Origin of the sequence: Sporosarcina oncorhynchi, assembly GCF_033304615.1 — a bacterium.
Taxonomy (GTDB): Bacteria; Bacillota; Bacilli; order Bacillales_A; family Planococcaceae; genus Sporosarcina; species Sporosarcina oncorhynchi.
In genome coordinates, this window is the sequence record NZ_CP129118.1 from 2,190,968 (window position 1) to 2,209,575 (window position 18,608).

General features: G+C 46.1%; 10 protein-coding genes, 20 tRNA genes and 3 rRNA genes. 5 read left to right on the top strand and 28 right to left on the bottom strand.

Annotation, left to right across the window (positions count from 1 at the left end; all coding sequences use genetic code 11):
* Positions 1-12 precede the first annotated feature (12 nt).
* The 3 genes from menH to QWT69_RS10575 are packed head-to-tail and all read right to left on the bottom strand — an operon-like array spanning position 13 to position 3,923.
* Positions 13-840: a 2-succinyl-6-hydroxy-2,4-cyclohexadiene-1-carboxylate synthase gene (gene menH / locus QWT69_RS10565; protein WP_317965509.1), complete on the bottom strand. Its 828-nt coding sequence runs from the start codon at positions 838-840 to the stop codon at positions 13-15.
* A complete protein-coding gene (gene menD, locus QWT69_RS10570) occupies positions 833-2,545 on the bottom strand; it encodes a 2-succinyl-5-enolpyruvyl-6-hydroxy-3-cyclohexene-1-carboxylic-acid synthase (RefSeq protein WP_317965511.1) in 1,713 nt (570 codons plus the stop codon). Before menD ends, menH begins: the two co-directional genes overlap by 8 nt.
* Positions 2,538-3,923: an isochorismate synthase gene (locus QWT69_RS10575; protein WP_317965513.1), complete on the bottom strand. Its 1,386-nt coding sequence runs from the start codon at positions 3,921-3,923 to the stop codon at positions 2,538-2,540. Before QWT69_RS10575 ends, menD begins: the two co-directional genes overlap by 8 nt.
* Positions 3,924-4,116: 193 nt before the next feature.
* Between QWT69_RS10575 and QWT69_RS10580 the strand changes: the two genes are divergently transcribed.
* Positions 4,117-5,028 (top strand): 1,4-dihydroxy-2-naphthoate polyprenyltransferase, encoded by a 912-nt coding sequence (locus QWT69_RS10580; RefSeq protein WP_317965515.1) that lies wholly within the window; start codon positions 4,117-4,119, stop codon positions 5,026-5,028.
* 203 nt (positions 5,029-5,231) lie between these two features.
* Entirely contained in the window at positions 5,232-5,966 is a 735-nt protein-coding gene (locus QWT69_RS10585; RefSeq protein WP_317965517.1) for a TraR/DksA C4-type zinc finger protein, read from the top strand.
* A gap of 72 nt (positions 5,967-6,038) precedes the next feature.
* Here QWT69_RS10585 and QWT69_RS10590 read toward each other — a convergent pair.
* From QWT69_RS10590 to QWT69_RS10705, 24 genes are all read right to left on the bottom strand, one after another.
* A tRNA-Glu gene (locus QWT69_RS10590) sits at positions 6,039-6,110 on the bottom strand.
* A gap of 7 nt (positions 6,111-6,117) precedes the next feature.
* Positions 6,118-6,208 (bottom strand) — tRNA-Ser (locus QWT69_RS10595).
* Between the two features lie 7 nt (positions 6,209-6,215).
* Positions 6,216-6,290 (bottom strand) — tRNA-Asn (locus tag QWT69_RS10600).
* 3 nt (positions 6,291-6,293) lie between these two features.
* Positions 6,294-6,370: transfer RNA gene (locus tag QWT69_RS10605), tRNA-Ile, on the bottom strand.
* Between the two features lies 1 nt (position 6,371).
* Positions 6,372-6,445, bottom strand: a tRNA-Gly gene (locus tag QWT69_RS10610).
* Positions 6,446-6,450: 5 nt separating this feature from the next.
* Positions 6,451-6,526 (bottom strand) — tRNA-Phe (locus QWT69_RS10615).
* A 47-nt stretch (positions 6,527-6,573) separates the two neighbouring features.
* A tRNA-Asp gene (locus QWT69_RS10620) sits at positions 6,574-6,649 on the bottom strand.
* Positions 6,650-6,652: 3 nt separating this feature from the next.
* Positions 6,653-6,727, bottom strand: a tRNA-Met gene (locus QWT69_RS10625).
* A gap of 538 nt (positions 6,728-7,265) precedes the next feature.
* Positions 7,266-7,358: transfer RNA gene (locus tag QWT69_RS10630), tRNA-Ser, on the bottom strand.
* Between the two features lie 19 nt (positions 7,359-7,377).
* A tRNA-Ile gene (locus QWT69_RS10635) sits at positions 7,378-7,454 on the bottom strand.
* A 7-nt stretch (positions 7,455-7,461) separates the two neighbouring features.
* A tRNA-Met gene (locus QWT69_RS10640) sits at positions 7,462-7,535 on the bottom strand.
* A gap of 33 nt (positions 7,536-7,568) precedes the next feature.
* Positions 7,569-7,644: transfer RNA gene (locus QWT69_RS10645), tRNA-Ala, on the bottom strand.
* 8 nt (positions 7,645-7,652) lie between these two features.
* Positions 7,653-7,729: transfer RNA gene (locus tag QWT69_RS10650), tRNA-Pro, on the bottom strand.
* An 18-nt stretch (positions 7,730-7,747) separates the two neighbouring features.
* A tRNA-Arg gene (locus tag QWT69_RS10655) sits at positions 7,748-7,824 on the bottom strand.
* 27 nt (positions 7,825-7,851) lie between these two features.
* Positions 7,852-7,940, bottom strand: a tRNA-Leu gene (locus tag QWT69_RS10660).
* Positions 7,941-7,948: 8 nt separating this feature from the next.
* Positions 7,949-8,023, bottom strand: a tRNA-Gly gene (locus QWT69_RS10665).
* Between the two features lie 9 nt (positions 8,024-8,032).
* Positions 8,033-8,114, bottom strand: a tRNA-Leu gene (locus tag QWT69_RS10670).
* 32 nt (positions 8,115-8,146) lie between these two features.
* Positions 8,147-8,222, bottom strand: a tRNA-Lys gene (locus QWT69_RS10675).
* A 6-nt stretch (positions 8,223-8,228) separates the two neighbouring features.
* Positions 8,229-8,304: transfer RNA gene (locus QWT69_RS10680), tRNA-Thr, on the bottom strand.
* Between the two features lie 20 nt (positions 8,305-8,324).
* A tRNA-Val gene (locus QWT69_RS10685) sits at positions 8,325-8,400 on the bottom strand.
* 141 nt (positions 8,401-8,541) lie between these two features.
* A 5S ribosomal RNA gene (rrf, locus tag QWT69_RS10690) occupies positions 8,542-8,657 on the bottom strand.
* 295 nt (positions 8,658-8,952) lie between these two features.
* A 23S ribosomal RNA gene (locus tag QWT69_RS10695) occupies positions 8,953-11,886 on the bottom strand.
* Positions 11,887-12,278: 392 nt separating this feature from the next.
* A 16S ribosomal RNA gene (locus tag QWT69_RS10700) occupies positions 12,279-13,830 on the bottom strand.
* The 16S, 23S and 5S rRNA genes sit together here with 12 tRNA genes alongside, the layout of an rRNA operon.
* A 426-nt stretch (positions 13,831-14,256) precedes the next feature.
* A complete protein-coding gene (locus QWT69_RS10705; RefSeq protein ID WP_317965519.1) occupies positions 14,257-15,159 on the bottom strand; it encodes a DMT family transporter in 903 nt (300 codons plus the stop codon).
* A gap of 110 nt (positions 15,160-15,269) precedes the next feature.
* Between QWT69_RS10705 and QWT69_RS10710 the strand changes: the two genes are divergently transcribed.
* Positions 15,270-15,992: an MgtC/SapB family protein gene (locus QWT69_RS10710; protein WP_317965521.1), complete on the top strand. Its 723-nt coding sequence runs from the start codon at positions 15,270-15,272 to the stop codon at positions 15,990-15,992.
* A gap of 15 nt (positions 15,993-16,007) precedes the next feature.
* Positions 16,008-17,009 carry a cation diffusion facilitator family transporter gene (locus tag QWT69_RS10715; RefSeq protein ID WP_317965523.1) on the top strand — a complete coding sequence of 334 codons (1,002 nt, stop codon included), beginning with the start codon at positions 16,008-16,010 and terminating at the stop codon, positions 17,007-17,009.
* Between the two features lie 53 nt (positions 17,010-17,062).
* Here the strand turns inward: QWT69_RS10715 and QWT69_RS10720 are convergent, their stop codons facing one another.
* Complete coding sequence (locus tag QWT69_RS10720; protein ID WP_317965525.1) at positions 17,063-18,229, bottom strand: iron-containing alcohol dehydrogenase; 1,167 nt, start codon at positions 18,227-18,229, stop codon at positions 17,063-17,065.
* A gap of 108 nt (positions 18,230-18,337) precedes the next feature.
* Between QWT69_RS10720 and QWT69_RS10725 the strand changes: the two genes are divergently transcribed.
* Complete coding sequence (locus tag QWT69_RS10725) at positions 18,338-18,580, top strand: DUF378 domain-containing protein (protein ID WP_317965527.1); 243 nt, start codon at positions 18,338-18,340, stop codon at positions 18,578-18,580.
* The last annotated feature ends 28 nt before the right edge of the window (positions 18,581-18,608 follow it).

The following is an 18,608-nucleotide window of genomic DNA, read 5'->3' on the forward strand; positions in this document are numbered from 1 at the left end:
TCCTCCTCTAATTTAACGTACTCTTGTAATGTAGTCCTTAATCATTGTAGCAAATAATTGTGGTTTTTCCACGTGAATTGCATGCCCCGCGTCAGAAACGACTGTTTGCTCCCATGAAGGTGCATGTTTCTTCATTTCCAGACCGATGGACACGAACTTCTGATCCAGCTCCCCAGTGATGAGAAGTACAGGTTTGTTGATTGTTTGGAGTGCATCCCAATACGAAGGTTGGCTACCTGTGCCTATCCCTAAAAGACTATTTGCAAGACCTTTTTCGGATTGTTGGAGCCGCTCCTGACGAATCTTATCACGTTGTTTCAATGGCAATCTTTTCTGTGATTCAAATAAAGGGATGTCCTCCCACCTGTCAACGAATGATTGTAAGCCATTTTCAATTATTTTCTGTGCAAGCTCCTTATCTGACGTTTTTCTCGCGTTACGGTCGTTTTCAGACAGCAGACCCGGTGAAGCACTCTCCAGAATTAGAGCCTCGACCTTGTCAGGATTATGTATCGTATACCCTAAGGCGATACGGCCACCCATCGAATAGCCGACAAGGGTAAATGATTCCAATCGAAGTTTAGTAAACAATGCATCCAAATCAGCTACTTGTTCTTCCATAGAGTAACGTATTGGATCTTCCGGGATGCTTGTTTTTCCATGGCCCGTTAAATCGACTGCAACGGTTCTGTAGCTTCCTTTAAAATGACTGCGAACATCTGTCCACGTTGATGTACTACCTGTGAATCCGTGAACAAAGATGATTACAGGCAGATGTTCTTCACCTTCCATTTCGACATGGATTAGTTGACCACGGATGGCGACGTCTACTTCAGTCATTCTTCTCAATCCTTTCAACGACTTCAGCCCAATACGCACGGTGCGACTGAACATTAATAGGTCTGTTTGTGAACACTTCAAGTATGCGCACATTTTTTGTTTTTTCATTCCGAATTTCAGCTTCAAATTCATCCACTGAATGAATTGCAGCATATTGAGCGTCATACATCGCCGCAATATGTTCAAATGTCAAACCTGTAGGTGTCCCGAACAATTCTTCAAAATGATTCGGAACAGTAGATTGAGGTAAGTAAGAGAAAATACCACCTCCGTCATTGTTGAGGATAATGATTGTCAAATTCGTCTTATGAAACCGGGAAACAATCAATCCGTTGACATCATGCAAAAATGACAAATCTCCGATTAAAAGGTACGTTGGCCGTTGACGGACCGTTTGAATACCGAATGCTGTTGAAACGACACCATCAATACCGTTTGCTCCCCTGTTCGAGAATAGCGTCAGTTCTTTATCCGTCTGACTGAAAAATGTGTCCAGATCACGGATCGGCATACTGCTCCCACTGACAAGATCACTACCGGATGGCAAGTACTCGAGCAATGTCTTAACGATGATACCTTCATCCCCAGGCATTCCTGTATACTCTTTCGTCACGACCTCAGCGATTCTATCTGCACGCGACCACAAACGTGTGTGGTCAGTTTGTAGCCGTTCAATAGGTATCCTTAACACGGAATCTGGTGACACTTGCAAATGATGCGTTACGACTCCGAGTGAATCCCGGAACTCAGGCGCTTCATCTATTGCTATATACACGGTAGGAGGGTTGTTTTTCAAAAATAATGATAACGGCTTCGAAACAGGTTGCGGGCCAAACCGAATGACCGTATGCGCAACAGCTTGTTTTTTGAAAGCGTCACTTTTTAACAAGGCATCATAATGAGCAATGCATAGCTCCTTGCAATCTTCCGGCACTTCAGACCGTAGATTGGATAGTGGATCCACCAACACTGGCCATTGAAGTGACTTAGCGAATTTCCAAAACGTGCGTTTGTCAAAACCAACAGGCATTTCCCCAGCAATAATCAGTCCATTTTCAGCTACTGAAAGTATTTTACTGAATCTCTTTTCCGCTTCGCTTGTTAGCTGAGTCTGTCCCGAATAAGTTTCCATAAAAGAGCTGGCAGGCGTTTGCTGATCAAAGTCAATCAACAATGGTTCACGCAAAGGAATATTCAAATGAATAGGTCCCATCGGTTGTGTTAACGAAACGGATACAGCCCGTTGAATATGACGTTCCAAATAACGATCCAACTCTCTATTGTCCTCCGCTAAAGGCAAATCGACACTGAATTTCACATGCTTCCCGTACATATTTAGTTGATCGATTGCCTGTGGGGCTCCGACTCCACGTAGTTCGTGAGGTCGGTCCGCTGTCATAACAATCAATGGAAGGCGCGCATAAAACGCCTCGGTAATTGCAGGATGGTAGTTTGACGCTGCTGTACCGGACGTGCAAAGAAGAATAACCGGTTTACCTGATGCCTTTGCCAATCCAAGCGCAAAATACGCGGCCGATCGTTCATCCACTTGCATGTATGTCTGTATTCCTTCTGATGCTGCAAATGCATATGCTAATGGCGTTGAACGGGATCCAGGACTAATTACAGCCGCTTCTACTCCGGCTTTGAGTAATGACTCCGTCATCCGCAACACATGTCCAGTTAAAATTTTCTGTTCAACCATTCAATTTGCCTCCAAGAGCTCTTAATACAGGCCTAAACTTCACCCATGTCTCTTCATATTCTTCTTGCGCGTCGGAATCCGCGACAATTCCCCCGCCTGCATATAAATAAGCATGATTACCCTTAATAAGCGCGGAACGAATGCCTACAGCAAATTCCCCATCCCCAGAAGCGTCAGTCCAACCGATAGGCGCAGCATAATAGCCTCTGTCCATTCCTTCGTTTTGCCTGATCATTTCTAATGCAACTGTCGTAGGAACACCACCAAGAGCCGGAGTCGGATGCAAAGCCTCAACGAATGAGAAGATATCATTTTGCTGTCCGATAGATCCTTCCACCGACGTATACAGATGTTGAATATCCCGGATTTTCATCAACTTAGGGATTTTAGGAATCCTGACATCTTTACAAAAGGATTCAAATACTGTTGAAATCATACTTACCACATGCTGATGCTCTTCACGATTTTTCGGATCACTTAACAGTTCCTCGCCCAACTTTCGATCTTCTTGCGCGGATTTACCACGTCTTATTGAGCCTGCAACACAAGCCGAGTACACTTTTCCACTTTTGACTTCGACAAGTCTTTCCGGCGTTGCACCAAAAAATAGGGAGTTTCCGACTTGCAAACCGAAATGATAACTTTCTTGCTGTTCGTTTGTAATGGCATGCAACACGCCGGCAACGGATAATTCTTGTTCAAATGCAAGTTCCACCGCACGCGCAATGACAACTTTATCGGCTTGTCCGTTGCGTATCAGCTCTGTCACATTTTCTACAGCCTTTTTGTACTGTTCCTTCCCGCGCTCCGTCGTCGTTTTTATATTGTTTCGAAGCGTGAAATCAAACTCATCGACTTGGGCAATATGAATCAATCTGTCCCGTTCTTCACGAAGTTTATCAAAGATGGCAGACGCATTACTGCTATCCGTTATTAAATTGATGGAAATCTGTGTTTTGCCTTCTTCAATTTTTAATTGTATAGATGGCACGACGAAATAAGAAGATGGAAATTCACCCCATTCCGATTGAGCTCTGTTTTGTTCATCATAGGAGAAACCGCCAAACAGAACAGGATCCATATCCGTTTCCTCTTTGACGAGTTTTTCACATAGTTGCTGCCAACTAGCAGATATATCCTCGTAACGACCATTTATTTTTTCATTCGTAAGCAAGTGAGCATGGCCAATTCCAACTAGTGTCATCGTTTTATCTGCATTTTGCCAATAAAATCGTTCTTTTTTGTAACTTGAATGTCCTGCCTCAAAAAATGATAATGCAGAAACCCTTCCGACTTCGAGCGTTTCTGTGAAAAACTTTGTATGGGAAGACAATGTCGTCTGTTTTGCTTTAGCTGCATCTGTTAGATTGTAACTCATGATTTTCTCTCCTTCTGCTTGGATCGATCAATAGTGCGGGATAGTAAATGAATGTAGGATGAAAGAAATATTTTCTTACTTCCATTATACCGAAACTCTGATGTTCTCGCATACATAATGCAAAGAAGGATACCTCTTTCATCGAATTTGGAGTACAATGGAATACGGAAACATTAGAATAGGAGAGAATACAATGCAACATACTATTAAAGCAGATACAGGATGGAAGATCTGGTGGCAACTCACAAGACCTCATACGTTGACCGCTGCCTTCGCACCTGTTTTTCTAGGAACAATGATCGCATTGACTTATGGCAAACTACACTTCCCATTATTTTTCGCCATGCTCATCGCCAGTCTGTTAATTCAGATGGCGACAAATATGTTTAACGAATATTATGATTATAAACGCGGCTTGGATACGGAGCATTCAGTCGGAATAGGCGGCACAATTGTCCGGAACGGCATAAAAGCCAAAACTGTATTGAACATTGCTTTTGCTCTTTATGCAATTTCATTAGTGATCGGAATTTATATATGTAGCCAGACGTCTTGGGGATTGGCAATCGTCGGACTCGTCTCCATGTCAATCGGCTATTTCTACACCGGCGGTCCTTATCCAATCGCATACACGCCTTTCGGTGAATTAGTTTCAGGCGTAGTTATGGGCATGCTGTTGATTTTGATTGCCTTCTATATCCAGACCGGAACAGTGACGGCAGATGCTATTCTGATTTCCATACCAAGCATGCTGCTTGTTGGCGCAATCATGATGGCCAACAATATACGTGACTTAGAAGGAGATAAAGAAGGTGGCAGAAAGACTTTGGCAATTCTTGTAGGAAGGGACAAGGCAATCTCACTTCTTGCTTTGTTCTTTATCATTGCATATGGATGGATTATCGCACTAGTTATTACTAGTCACTTGTCAGCATGGGGATTACTAGTTCTTCTAAGTGTACCCAAGCCGATAAAAGCAATCGCCACATTCCGCGCCCATCTTCTACCTATCCAAGTAATGCCTGCCATGAAACATACTGCAGTAACGAATACGTTATTCGGACTGCTTCTTGGAATCGGTATTCTCATCGCGCATATTTTATGACTAGAACGGACATGCTCAATTGCATGTCCGTTTTTCGTTGATTGTAAAATAATTGATATCACAATAAATCCTGTTCATAAACTTGATGTTTAGTTTAACGGCCAAATAGGGAATTGAGACAATACACTCGTTTAAAATGAGTTGGCTTTGAATGGAGATAGAATGAACATACTAATCGTATTAACTTAAAGGATGTGCTGAACATGTTAACCGATAAACAGAGGGATAGTTTAAAAAGTCAGTTATTAAATTTAAGGAAAGAGTTAACAAAAACCGAAAAAGAAACGGATATTAAAGAATCATCACAGGACGAAGTCGGAGAATTGTCCATGTATGACAATCACCCTGCAGATATGGGAACAGAATTATACGAACGGGAGAAGGACCTTGCTTTAAACACGCATGCCACAGGTGAAATCGATAAAGTCGAGCAAGCACTGGAAGCTATGCAGGAAGGCACATATGGTCAATGCGAGGTATGTGCAAAGGACATTCCGTTTGAGCGCCTGGAAGCAGTCCCCTATACAACATATTGCATTGAACATGCTACCGAAAGGGCTATCCCTGAAGACCGGCCCGTTGAAGACGACATCTTGATAATGGCCAACCCCAATTCATTTGCAGATCGAAGAGACGGTATTCAAAGAGACAGCGAAGATAGTTTTCAGGAAATAGCTAAATCGGGGACGTCAGAAACACCTTCCGATTTCACAGGAGATCATGATGACTATAATACTTTATATGATGATAAAATACTTGATGGAGCAGCAGAGAAAATGGAGGAGTTCGTCAGCACAGATATCACAGGCGAAACAAGAGGCTTTGTCCGATCGGAAACATCTGAGCAGTATGAGGAAGAATTAGACGAAGAAGGCATCGAATCCCCTTTGGGAGATATCCCCTATCATGAAAAAGATAGCTATACCGGGGACAAGTAACGAAGACCGATTCTAAATAAATAATAAAAAAGGTCACAGCCATTAAGTTAATGGTTGTGACCTTTTATTGTATGACCCCTACGGGATTCGAACCCGTGTTACCGCCGTGAAAGGGCGGTGTCTTAACCGCTTGACCAAGGGGCCAGCAATATGGCGGAGAAGGAGGGATTCGAACCCTCGCACCGCTTACGCGATCTATGCCCTTAGCAGGGGCACCTCTTGAGCCTCTTGAGTACTTCCCCGTAAAAATGGCTCCGCAGGTAGGACTCGAACCTACGACCGATCGGTTAACAGCCGATTGCTCTACCACTGAGCTACTGCGGAAAATGGTGGGCCTAAGTGGACTCGAACCACCGACCTCACGCTTATCAGGCGTGCGCTCTAACCAGCTGAGCTATAGGCCCATGGAGCGGGTGAAGGGAATCGAACCCTCATCATCAGCTTGGAAGGCTGAGGTTTTACCACTAAACTACACCCGCAAAAATGGTGGCTCAGGACGGAATCGAACCGCCGACACAAGGATTTTCAGTCCTTTGCTCTACCGACTGAGCTACTGAGCCACATATAATCTTCAACTTCATATACACAACTATGTATTGAAAAGAAATGGCGGTCCCGACCGGGATCGAACCGGCGATCTCCTGCGTGACAGGCAGGCATGTTAACCGCTACACCACGGGACCATTTGGTTGCGGGGGCAGGATTTGAACCTGCGACCTTCGGGTTATGAGCCCGACGAGCTACCACTGCTCCACCCCGCGATAATATTATTAACTATCTTATTGTATCAAATACGCTCATAGCGTAGTGGACACCTTACGCTTTGCTGTCGGTGTTACTTCGCATACGATGCTATGCTCGTTGCTCCACCCCGCGATAATATTATTAACTATCTTATTGTATCAAATACGCTCATGGCGTAGTGGACACCTTACGCTTTGCTGTCGGTGTTACTTCGCATACGATGCTATGCTCGTTGCTCCACCCCGCGATAATATTATTAACTATCTTATTGTATCAAATACGCTCATGGCGTAGTGGACACCTTACGCTTCGCTGTCGGTGTTACTTCGCATACGTTGCTATGCTCGTTGCTCCACCCCGCGATAATATTATTAACTAACTAATTGTACTAATTACGATCATAGCGTTGAGGACACCTTACGCTTCGCTGTCGGTGTTACTTCGCATACGTTGCTATGCTTGTTGCTCCACCCTGCGATAATAATAAAACATTACTTAAAGTACTCTATGCTATTTTGTTGCTGCTGTCAACCACTATTGTGCTTTTAAAAAATATGGCGGAGGAAGAGGGATTCGAACCCCCGCGGGCTTTAACACCCCTGTCGGTTTTCAAGACCGATCCCTTCAGCCGGGCTTGGGTATTCCTCCGTGATGACTATTCATATAGTGGTGGACCTTGCAGGACTCGAACCTGCGACCGGACGGTTATGAGCCGTCTGCTCTAACCAACTGAGCTAAAGGTCCTTTAAGATGGCGGCAGAGGGGATCGAACCCCCGACCTTACGGGTATGAACCGTACGCTCTAGCCAGCTGAGCTACGCCGCCATGATAAGATATGCTTTATGCTGCTTAAAAATATGGTGGAGCCTAGCGGGATCGAACCGCTGACCTCCTGCGTGCAAGGCAGGCGCTCTCCCAGCTGAGCTAAGGCCCCGAAAGTAATGGTCGGGAAGACAGGATTCGAACCTGCGACCCCTTGGTCCCAAACCAAGTGCTCTACCAAGCTGAGCTACTTCCCGAAAAAGTCATAAAAATAATGGCGCGCCCGGCAGAAGTCGAATCCACAACCTTCTGATCCGTAGTCAGACGCTCTATCCAATTGAGCTACGGGCGCGTAATAAATAATATACGGTTTATGTTATGGTGCCGAGAACCGGAATCGAACCGGTACGGTAGTCACCTACCGCAGGATTTTAAGTCCTGTGCGTCTGCCAGTTCCGCCACCCCGGCAAAAACTATGGAGCGGAAGACGGGATTCGAACCCGCGACCCCGACCTTGGCAAGGTCGTATTCTACCACTGAACTACTTCCGCATATTAAAGTGCGGGTGAAGGGAGTCGAACCCCCACGCCTTGCGGCACTAGATCCTAAGTCTAGCGTGTCTGCCAGTTCCACCACACCCGCATATAAAGCTTCAGACATCATGTCCAAAAAAATGGTGAGCCATGCAGGATTCGAACCTGCGACCCTCTGATTAAAAGTCAGATGCTCTACCAACTGAGCTAATGGCTCTAAAAATGGTGCCGGCGAAAGGACTTGAACCCTCAACCTACTGATTACAAGTCAGTTGCTCTACCAGTTGAGCTACACCGGCAAATGGTGCGGTAAAATATATGGTGGAGGATGACGGGCTCGAACCGCCGACCCCCTGCTTGTAAGGCAGGTGCTCTCCCAGCTGAGCTAATCCTCCGGGATAAAAGTATTCAGCGAGTTTCTTTTTTCATTCAGTTACTCAACTGTTATCTTGTCCTACTCGCGTCCTCCGATTCTAACCGGAGTTCTAATGAGTAAATTACTATTAATCGCTTGATGTGATAAATGAATTTTCAAGGCCTGGCAGCGTCCTACTCTCACAGGGGGAAACCCCCTACTACCATCGGCGCTGAAGAGCTTAACTTCCGTGTTCGGTATGGGAACGGGTGTGACCTCTTCGCCATCGCCACCAGACCTCAAGTCTCTTTAGATGAAGACAATATTCATTATACCAACTCTATTGATATTTACAAGTACTTTTTTTATAAAGATAAAAAGTTTCTTGTTTGAACGATACTTATTCGTTCAAAACCGGATAAAACAGACATTGTTGCTAAACTCATCACGTTCAACCGTGCGCTTTTTAACTTGTCCAGCTTCGACTCCCAGTCGCTCGAGTCATAAGTCATCCCGCTCCCGTGGCTATGCCACTCCTTGCAGGCTATCTTATGCTTGTCGCGCCTATACGGTCGTCTCCGCTTTTCTTTATAAGGTTAAGTCCTCGATCGATTAGTATCCGTCAGCTGCACGTGTCGCCACGCTTCCACCCCGGACCTATCTACCTCATCTTCTTTGAGGGATCTTACTTACTTGCGTAATGGGAAATCTCATCTTGAGGGGGGCTTCATGCTTAGATGCTTTCAGCATTTATCCCTTCCACACATAGCTACCCAGCGATGCCTTTGGCAAGACAACTGGTACACCAGCGGTGTGTCCATCCCGGTCCTCTCGTACTAAGGACAGCTCCTCTCAAATTTCCTGCGCCCGCGACGGATAGGGACCGAACTGTCTCACGACGTTCTGAACCCAGCTCGCGTACCGCTTTAATGGGCGAACAGCCCAACCCTTGGGACCGACTACAGCCCCAGGATGCGATGAGCCGACATCGAGGTGCCAAACCTCCCCGTCGATGTGGACTCTTGGGGGAGATAAGCCTGTTATCCCCGGGGTAGCTTTTATCCGTTGAGCGATGGCCCTTCCATGCGGAACCACCGGATCACTAAGCCCGTCTTTCGACCCTGCTCGACTTGTAGGTCTCGCAGTCAAGCTCCCTTATGCCTTTGCACTCTACGAATGATGTCCAACCATTCTGAGGGAACCTTTGGGCGCCTCCGTTACTCTTTAGGAGGCGACCGCCCCAGTCAAACTGTCCACCTGACACTGTCTCCTGCCCGGATCACGGGCAAGGGTTAGAAGTCCAATACAGCCAGGGTAGTATCCCACCATTGCCTCCTCCGAAGCTGGCGCTCCGGACTCAAAGGCTCCTACCTATCCTGTACAGGCTGCACCGGAATTCAATATCAGGCTACAGTAAAGCTCCACGGGGTCTTTCCGTCCTGTCGCGGGTAATGCGCATCTTCACGCATATTATAATTTCACCGAGTCTCTCGTTGAGACAGTGCCCAGATCGTTACGCCTTTCGTGCGGGTCGGAACTTACCCGACAAGGAATTTCGCTACCTTAGGACCGTTATAGTTACGGCCGCCGTTTACTGGGGCTTCAATTCGAAGCTTCGCTTGCGCTGACCTCTCCTCTTAACCTTCCAGCACCGGGCAGGCGTCAGCCCCTATACGTCACCTTACGGTTTTGCAGAGACCTGTGTTTTTGCTAAACAGTCGCCTGGGCCTATTCACTGCGGCTCTCTCGGGCTTTAACACCCTACCAGAGCACCCCTTCTCCCGAAGTTACGGGGTCATTTTGCCGAGTTCCTTAACGAGAGTTCTCTCGATCACCTTAGAATTCTCTTCTCGCCTACCTGTGTCGGTTTGCGGTACGGGCACCTCCCGCCTCGCTAGAGGCTTTTCTTGGCAGTGTGAAATCAGGGACTCCAGGGAATAATTCCCCTTGCTGTCACAGCTCAATGTTATAGGAACGGGATTTGCCTCGTTCCACACCTCACTGCTTAGACGCGCATGACCAACAGCGCGCTCACCCTATCCTTCTGCGTCCCCCCATTGCTCAAACGGCGGGGAGGTGGTACAGGAATATCAACCTGTTATCCATCGTCTACGCCTTTCGGCCTCGACTTAGGTCCCGACTGACCCTGAGCGGACGAGCCTTCCTCAGGAAACCTTAGGCATTCGGTGGAAGGGATTCTCACCCTTCTTTCGCTACTCATACCGGCATTCTCACTTCCAAGCGCTCCACCAGTCCTTACGGTCTAGCTTCGACGCCCTTGGAACGCTCTCCTACCACTGACACCATAGGTGTCAATCCGCAGTTTCGGTGATCCGTTTAGCCCCGGTACATTTTCGGCGCAACGCCATTCGACCAGTGAGCTATTACGCACTCTTTAAATGGTGGCTGCTTCTAAGCCAACATCCTGGTTGTCTGGACAGCGTCACATCCTTTTCCACTTAACGGATACTTGGGGACCTTAACTGGCGGTCTGGGCTGTTTCCCTCTCGACTACGGATCTTATCACCCGCAGTCTGACTCCCAAACATAAATCATCGGCATTCGGAGTTTGTCTGAATTCGGTAACCCGGGATGGGCCCCTAGTTCAAACAGTGCTCTACCTCCGAGATTCTAACGTTTGAGGCTAGCCCTAAAGCTATTTCGGAGAGAACCAGCTATCTCCAGGTTCGATTGGAATTTCACCGCTACCCACACCTCATCCCCGCACTTTTCAACGTACGTGGGTTCGGGCCTCCAGTAAGTGTTACCTTACCTTCACCCTGGACATGGGTAGATCACCTGGTTTCGGGTCTACGACCCCATACTCATTCGCCCTATTCAGACTCGCTTTCGCTGCGGCTCCGCATTCACTGCTTAACCTTGCATGGAATCGTAACTCGCCGGTTCATTCTACAAAAGGCACGCCATCACCCATTAACGGGCTCTGACAACTTGTAGGCACACGGTTTCAGGATCTATTTCACTCCCCTTCCGGGGTGCTTTTCACCTTTCCCTCACGGTACTGGTACACTATCGGTCACTAGAGAGTATTTAGCCTTGGGAGATGGTCCTCCCGGATTCCGACGGAATTTCACGTGTTCCGCCGTACTCAGGATCCACTCTGGAGGGGATGGACTTTCGACTACGGGGCTATTACCCGCTCTGGCGGACCTTTCCAGGTCGCTTCGTCTAATCCAGCCTTTTGTAACTCCGTATAGAGTGTCCTACAACCCCAGGAAGCAAGCTTCCTGGTTTGGGCTCTTCCCGTTTCGCTCGCCGCTACTAAGGGAATCGATTTTTCTTTCTCTTCCTCCGGGTACTTAGATGTTTCAGTTCTCCGGGTGTGCCTCGTTTACGCTATGTATTCACGTAAACGTACTGCCCCATTAAAGGCAGTGGGTTTCCCCATTCGGAAATCTTCGGATCAACGCTTACTTACAGCTCCCCGAAGCATATCGGTGTTAGTGCCGTCCTTCTTAGGCTTCTAGTGCCAAGGCATCCGCCGTGCGCCCTTTCTAACTTAACCTTTTCGGTCTTCAATCCGCTGTGACGCTTCATGAATTCCATAAGTGACCACTTCCGCATAGCGATATGCTTCCATGATCGTTAAAAAGACTTGCATTGTTCAATCACTACGTGATTGACTCGGTTGATTAACTTGATGTTTTCTTGCTTCAATGTCGTTCTATCCAGTTTTCAATGAACAAGTTTTGAATTTTCATCCAACAGGATGAACCTTCAAAACTGAACGCAAAACGTCAACGTATGGATCCAAGATCCATATTCCGTATGTCTAGCTACAAACACCTGCTCACGCGCCTACTTCAGTCCTTCAGTCGAAATGCAAGCATTTCTATTCAGGCCTTCCAGTAGTCAGTTGAGCAAAGCGGTGTTTTCCGCTTTTCACATAATCCTTAGAAAGGAGGTGATCCAGCCGCACCTTCCGATACGGCTACCTTGTTACGACTTCACCCCAATCATCTGTCCCACCTTCGGCGGCTGGCTCCCGTAAGGGTTACCCCACCGACTTCGGGTGTTACAAACTCTCGTGGTGTGACGGGCGGTGTGTACAAGACCCGGGAACGTATTCACCGTGGCATGCTGATCCACGATTACTAGCGATTCCGGCTTCATGCAGGCGAGTTGCAGCCTGCAATCCGAACTGGGAACGGTTTTATGGGATTGGCTTGCCCTCGCGGGTTTGCAGCCCTTTGTACCGTCCATTGTAGCACGTGTGTAGCCCAGGTCATAAGGGGCATGATGATTTGACGTCATCCCCACCTTCCTCCGGTTTGTCACCGGCAGTCTCCTTAGAGTGCCCAACTAAATGATGGCAACTAAGAATAAGGGTTGCGCTCGTTGCGGGACTTAACCCAACATCTCACGACACGAGCTGACGACAACCATGCACCACCTGTCACCACTGTCCCCGAAGGGAAAGACATGTCTCCATGCCGGTCAGTGGGATGTCAAGACCTGGTAAGGTTCTTCGCGTTGCTTCGAATTAAACCACATGCTCCACCGCTTGTGCGGGTCCCCGTCAATTCCTTTGAGTTTCAGCCTTGCGGCCGTACTCCCCAGGCGGAGTGCTTAATGCGTTAGCTGCAGCACTAAGGGGCGGAAACCCCCTAACACTTAGCACTCATCGTTTACGGCGTGGACTACCAGGGTATCTAATCCTGTTTGCTCCCCACGCTTTCGCGCCTCAGCGTCAGTTACAGACCAGAAAGCCGCCTTCGCCACTGGTGTTCCTCCACATCTCTACGCATTTCACCGCTACACGTGGAATTCCGCTTTCCTCTTCTGTACTCAAGTCCTCCAGTTTCCAATGACCCTCCACGGTTGAGCCGTGGGCTTTCACATCAGACTTAAAGGACCGCCTGCGCGCGCTTTACGCCCAATAATTCCGGACAACGCTTGCCACCTACGTATTACCGCGGCTGCTGGCACGTAGTTAGCCGTGGCTTTCTGACGAGGTACCGTCAAGGTACGGGCAGTTACTCCCGTACTTATTCTTCCCTCGCAACAGAGCTTTACGATCCGAAAACCTTCTTCGCTCACGCGGCATTGCTCCATCAGACTTTCGTCCATTGTGGAAGATTCCCTACTGCTGCCTCCCGTAGGAGTCTGGGCCGTGTCTCAGTCCCAGTGTGGCCGATCACCCTCTCAGGTCGGCTACGCATCGTTGCCTTGGTAGGCCATTACCCCACCAACTAGCTAATGCGCCGCGGGCCCATCCTGCAGTGACAGCCGAAACCGTCTTTCAGAGTTCCTTCATGCGAAGGAACTGATTATTCGGTATTAGCCCCGGTTTCCCGGAGTTATCCCCATCTGCAGGGCAGGTTGCCCACGTGTTACTCACCCGTCCGCCGCTGATATCAGGGAGCAAGCTCCCATCAATCCGCTCGACTTGCATGTATTAGGCATGCCGCCAGCGTTCGTCCTGAGCCAGGATCAAACTCTCCATAATATCTGGCGGCCGATGCGCGGCGGATTGCGTTGTCAATTTCGATCGTTCAGTCAGTCACGTACTAATGTACGCTCCTTCCCTCTCTCACTCATTTCCTAGCACTCCACCACACCTCGACCACCAGAAGAAAAGAGAAACTTGAATAGCTCTAGTTTCTTTGCCAGCATCAATTAAGATGTCAATTTGAATCCGAAGATTCGTTTTGTCCATTCACCGGAAAGCCGGTTGCAGAACTTGTATTGTTGACGTTTTGCTGTTCAGTTTTCAAGGTTCATTGTAGTTCGTATTGTCGGCCACTTTGTTACGGCGACTTTCATATCTTAACACGACGTCTTTTGAGTTGTCAACAACTTCTTTAATTTCTTTTTTCTAGTTGTTTTACCTCGTAACGACAAGTACTAATATACAATAGACCTTCACTATAAATCAAGCTTTTTTCAAAAATAATTTCCTTCTAATTTTCTCACCATCGATAATAAACAGTAATATCCCCGCTATGACAACGATTCCGCCGGTTATTTGTGAGGACGAAAGTTTCTCTTGGAACACGTAGTAAGCAAGGATAGATGCCCCGACAGGTTCAAAAAGAATCGCAATGGAGATGACATTCGTACTTACCCACTTCACCGCCCAATTGAAAAGAGAGTGGCCTAATAGATTTGGGATGAGCGCCAACAGGAAGAACCAGAACCATTCCGATGAAGCGTAAGGTCCAAAAGACTCCCCTTTTATGAGCACATAAAAAAACAAAGCGATTGTACTGATTGTATATAGAACAAACGTATATGTAATTAAAGAGATTCTTTTACGCACTTCCTGGCCGAAAAGAAGGTATGCTGTAATGAAAGCACATCCTGCCAACGCTAGCATATCACCATAGAAAGCAGTGCCGCTCAACTGAAAGTCTCCCCAACTAATAATGACACTTCCGCTAATTGCAATAACCGCCGAAAGAATCGTCTTCATTGAAAGTCGTTCCTTAAAGAAAAAATACGTTCCCGCAAAAGCAAATATCGGTTGAAGTGTAACAAGAACAGTTGAGCTGGCCACCGATGTGTAATTTAATGATTCAAACCACAAGATGAAGTGAAGCGATAAAAAAACACCTGCAACCGCAGAAAACACCCAATCCTTCCTGGACAGTAGAAATAGTTCTTTTCTATACTTCATCAAAAACAACGGTAACATGAGCAGGACGGAAAAGAACATCCTATAAAAAGCGATGACGCCCGCATCGGCTACAGCCAATTTCACAAATATTGCAGACAACGCGACCGAAATGACACCTATGATTATCGGAATATAAGGGTGTATTGCTGGTTTCTCCATCTTTAACACTTCTCTTTCAATAAAATTCAGGTTAGTTTACTTACCGTTATGGTTAAATACAATATAAGGAGTATAGCATATGTATACATCCAAAAAGAGGGGGAAATCTTATGGATTGGGTTGCCAATAGTTCAATGTATCCTGAAGTACTCATTAAAATCGCACTTGCATTAGCATTAAGTTTAGTAATCGGTGTAGAGAGGGAAATAAAGAAAAAGCCGATTGGACTTAAAACGAGTGCTGTCATATCTACATTCAGTTGTTTGTTGACGATTGTGTCGATGGAGGCTGCTTATCTCGTACCGTCCAGAACTGATATTAATGTAACGATGGATCCCTTGCGACTTGCCGCACAAATTGTAAGTGGAATCGGCTTCCTTGGCGCTGGCGCCATCCTTAGAAGAGGAAATGACAGTATTACAGGTCTGACGACAGCAGCAATGATTTGGGGAGCGGCAAGTATTGGTATTGCGGTAGGTGCAGGTTTTTATATAGAAGCTGCATTCGCTGTACTAAGCGTACTGTTCGTAATAGAAGTGATCGCTCCCCTGCTAGGTAAGTTCGGACCAAAAAGGATTAGATCGAGAGAAGCACTATGTATTATCGTCATTTCTGATAAAAGTAAAATCGACGAGCTCATTCAGTTGTTAAAGGATGAGAATATGACAGTGGAAAGTTTGCGCATCAGGCAGGTTAAACGCGAAGGACAGGAGCTAACACACAAGCTGGACTTCCGTATGAATGCACTTTCCAAAAAAAGCACCCCTCAATTATATTCTGAGTTAAGCGAGCTACCTTTTATTGAATCGATCGAATTAGAAATTTACTCTTAATGGAGGCAACGGTAAATGAAAGATATTCTAAGATTACTGAAAGATGGCAATAAACCTTCCCTCCTGGCCGGTATAGTCAATGCCGTAATTGCAGTTTTAAAAGCTACGGCTTACATACTAACCGGCAACGTAGCGATGTTTGCAGAGATGTTACATTCCTTGGGAGATGCCGCTAACCAATTCTTTGTCTATGTCGGTTCGGCTTTATCAAAAAAAGCGCCTACCCCAAAATTCCCAAACGGATTCGGAAGGGTCGTCAACCTTGTTTGTCTCGGCGCAGTGATTATAGTCGCAATCATGTCATATGAAGCAGTAAAGGAAGGCTGGCATCATATACTTAACCCAACTGAAACAAAAGGGTTAGCTATCAACTTGAGTGTGTTGGGTGTAGCTATATTACTGGAGTTTTTCGTACTCTACAAAGCTTCCAAGGAAATTGCACACGAGTCTGGAAGCTCACTTACCGGATTACAAGCATTCATTTATAGCTTTTCTCATTTAAATAAAGCGAAACCCGCCACAAAACTTGTCTTCATGGAAGATCTCGTTGCGACACTCGGTGGAATTTTAGCATTTGCAGCTGTTCTGATTGCGCATTACACGAGCTTTCTCGCCGCAGAAGGAATTGCTTCTGTTCTAATTGGCTTCATGATGTTTTATGTCGTCGGCAAGGTGTTTTTAGAAAATGCTCGAGGCGCCATCGGAGAAACAGATGAAGAAATGTTGCAGCATATATCTACTATTGTAGCTGAAGATCCAGATGTAAAGGATATTCAGAAAGTGGAAGTCGTTAAAGAAGGTGAATTTCTGCATGTAGAAATTATCGTGGAAGTGGATCCTTCAAAAACCGTCGCTTATATCGATGACATACGTGACAGGTTGATGCTCGTCATCCTAAAACAGAAAGGTGTTAGTGACGTACTCATCTCTTTCGATGAAGATGATGGCATCAAATCATGGACAGGAACAAACACTCCTATAATTTCCGAAGGTGCCAAACTGAAATTCCCACATTAAATAAAAACGCGGAGAATCGGTTATCGATTCTTCGCGTTTTCTATGTCCTTTTCTTACAAAGAAGCGGTCAAAATGGATTTCACTTCATCTTTATTTAGCTTTCCAAATCTGCCGACCGGGCCATGGGCAGCAGCTTTCTCCGCCATGAGATCTATCTTCGAATCGTCAATACCAAAATCAGCAAGTGTTTCAGGTGCTCCGATGGACGTCCAATAGGTACGCAGTTTATTAATTCCTTCTTCTGCTATATCTTCATTTGACTTACCTTCCGGATTAACGCCAAATACATTTGTAGCCATTCGTGCAAAGCGTTCGGGATTCAGCTTCATTGTATGCTTCATCCAATTTGGGAAAAGGATTGCCAAGCCACCAGCATGAGGGATATCGTAAACTGCCGAGACAGCGTGCTCTATATCGTGTGATCCCCAATCTCCTCCTGCATTACCCATCCCGAGGAAACCATTCAATCCCCATGTGCCACTTAACAAAATCGTCTCGCGAAGGTCATAATTATGCAGATCATCGACAAGCTTTTCCCCCGCATCCATAATTGTTCGCAATGCAGCTTCGCATAGCTCATCAAGTAGCGGTGTATTGGTTGCAGTGTGGAAGTACTGTTCGAAAATATGAGACATCATATCCACAATTCCATAGACCGTTTGATTTCTTGGCAATGAGAGTGTATACGTCGGATCCAAAATCGAAAATTTCGGGAAGTTAAACGGACCGCCCCATCCGTATTTTTCTTCAGTTTCTTCATTTGTAATAACCGAGCCAGCATTCATTTCAGAACCCGTTGCAGCCATCGTTAAAATTGTACCAAACGGGACCGCATCAGTCGGTGTCGCTTTTTTCACGACGAAATCCCATGGATCTCCATCATACTTCGCTGCAGTAGCGATCAATTTTGTGCAATCCAGAACTGAACCACCTCCTACTGCGAGGATGAAGTCGATATTATGCTCTTTACACATATCAGCACCTTGACGTGCAGTGGATAGTCTTGGATTCGGTTCTACGCCACCAAGTTCAAACACTTCTTTATTTTCTTTATTCAACAAATCCATTAATTCATCGTAAAGACCATTCTTTTTAATACTGCCACCACCATATACAACGAGAATCCTATCACCATAAGCTGATAGTTCATTCGGTAAGTTCGAAATAGAATCTTTTCCGAAAATCAATTTAACAGGATTTTGAAATACAAATTCATTCATGTAGAAGACCTCCCTTTACTAGTACTGCCTATTATCCAAGATAGAAATACTTCGTGCAAGTATGAGACGCTATATATTGGGAAACCTATAGGCAGGAGGTGCATAGGCTTGGAAAATGCAAAAAAAATAGCATTAGCCATTACAATTATCGGCGCACTTAACTGGGGTGTTGTAGGATTATTTAACTATGATGTTGTTGCACAATTTGCAGGCGGTTATGCAAAAGCACTCGCCAGACTTCTCTATTTCGTAGTTGGTCTATCAGGTCTACTATCACTTGGTTTGTTGTTTGATCATTGGAGAGATGATCAAACAGACCCCGCACCGATACAAAAGGTTGAAAAAGTATAAAAAGCATCTCCCGTTAGCCAGGAGATGC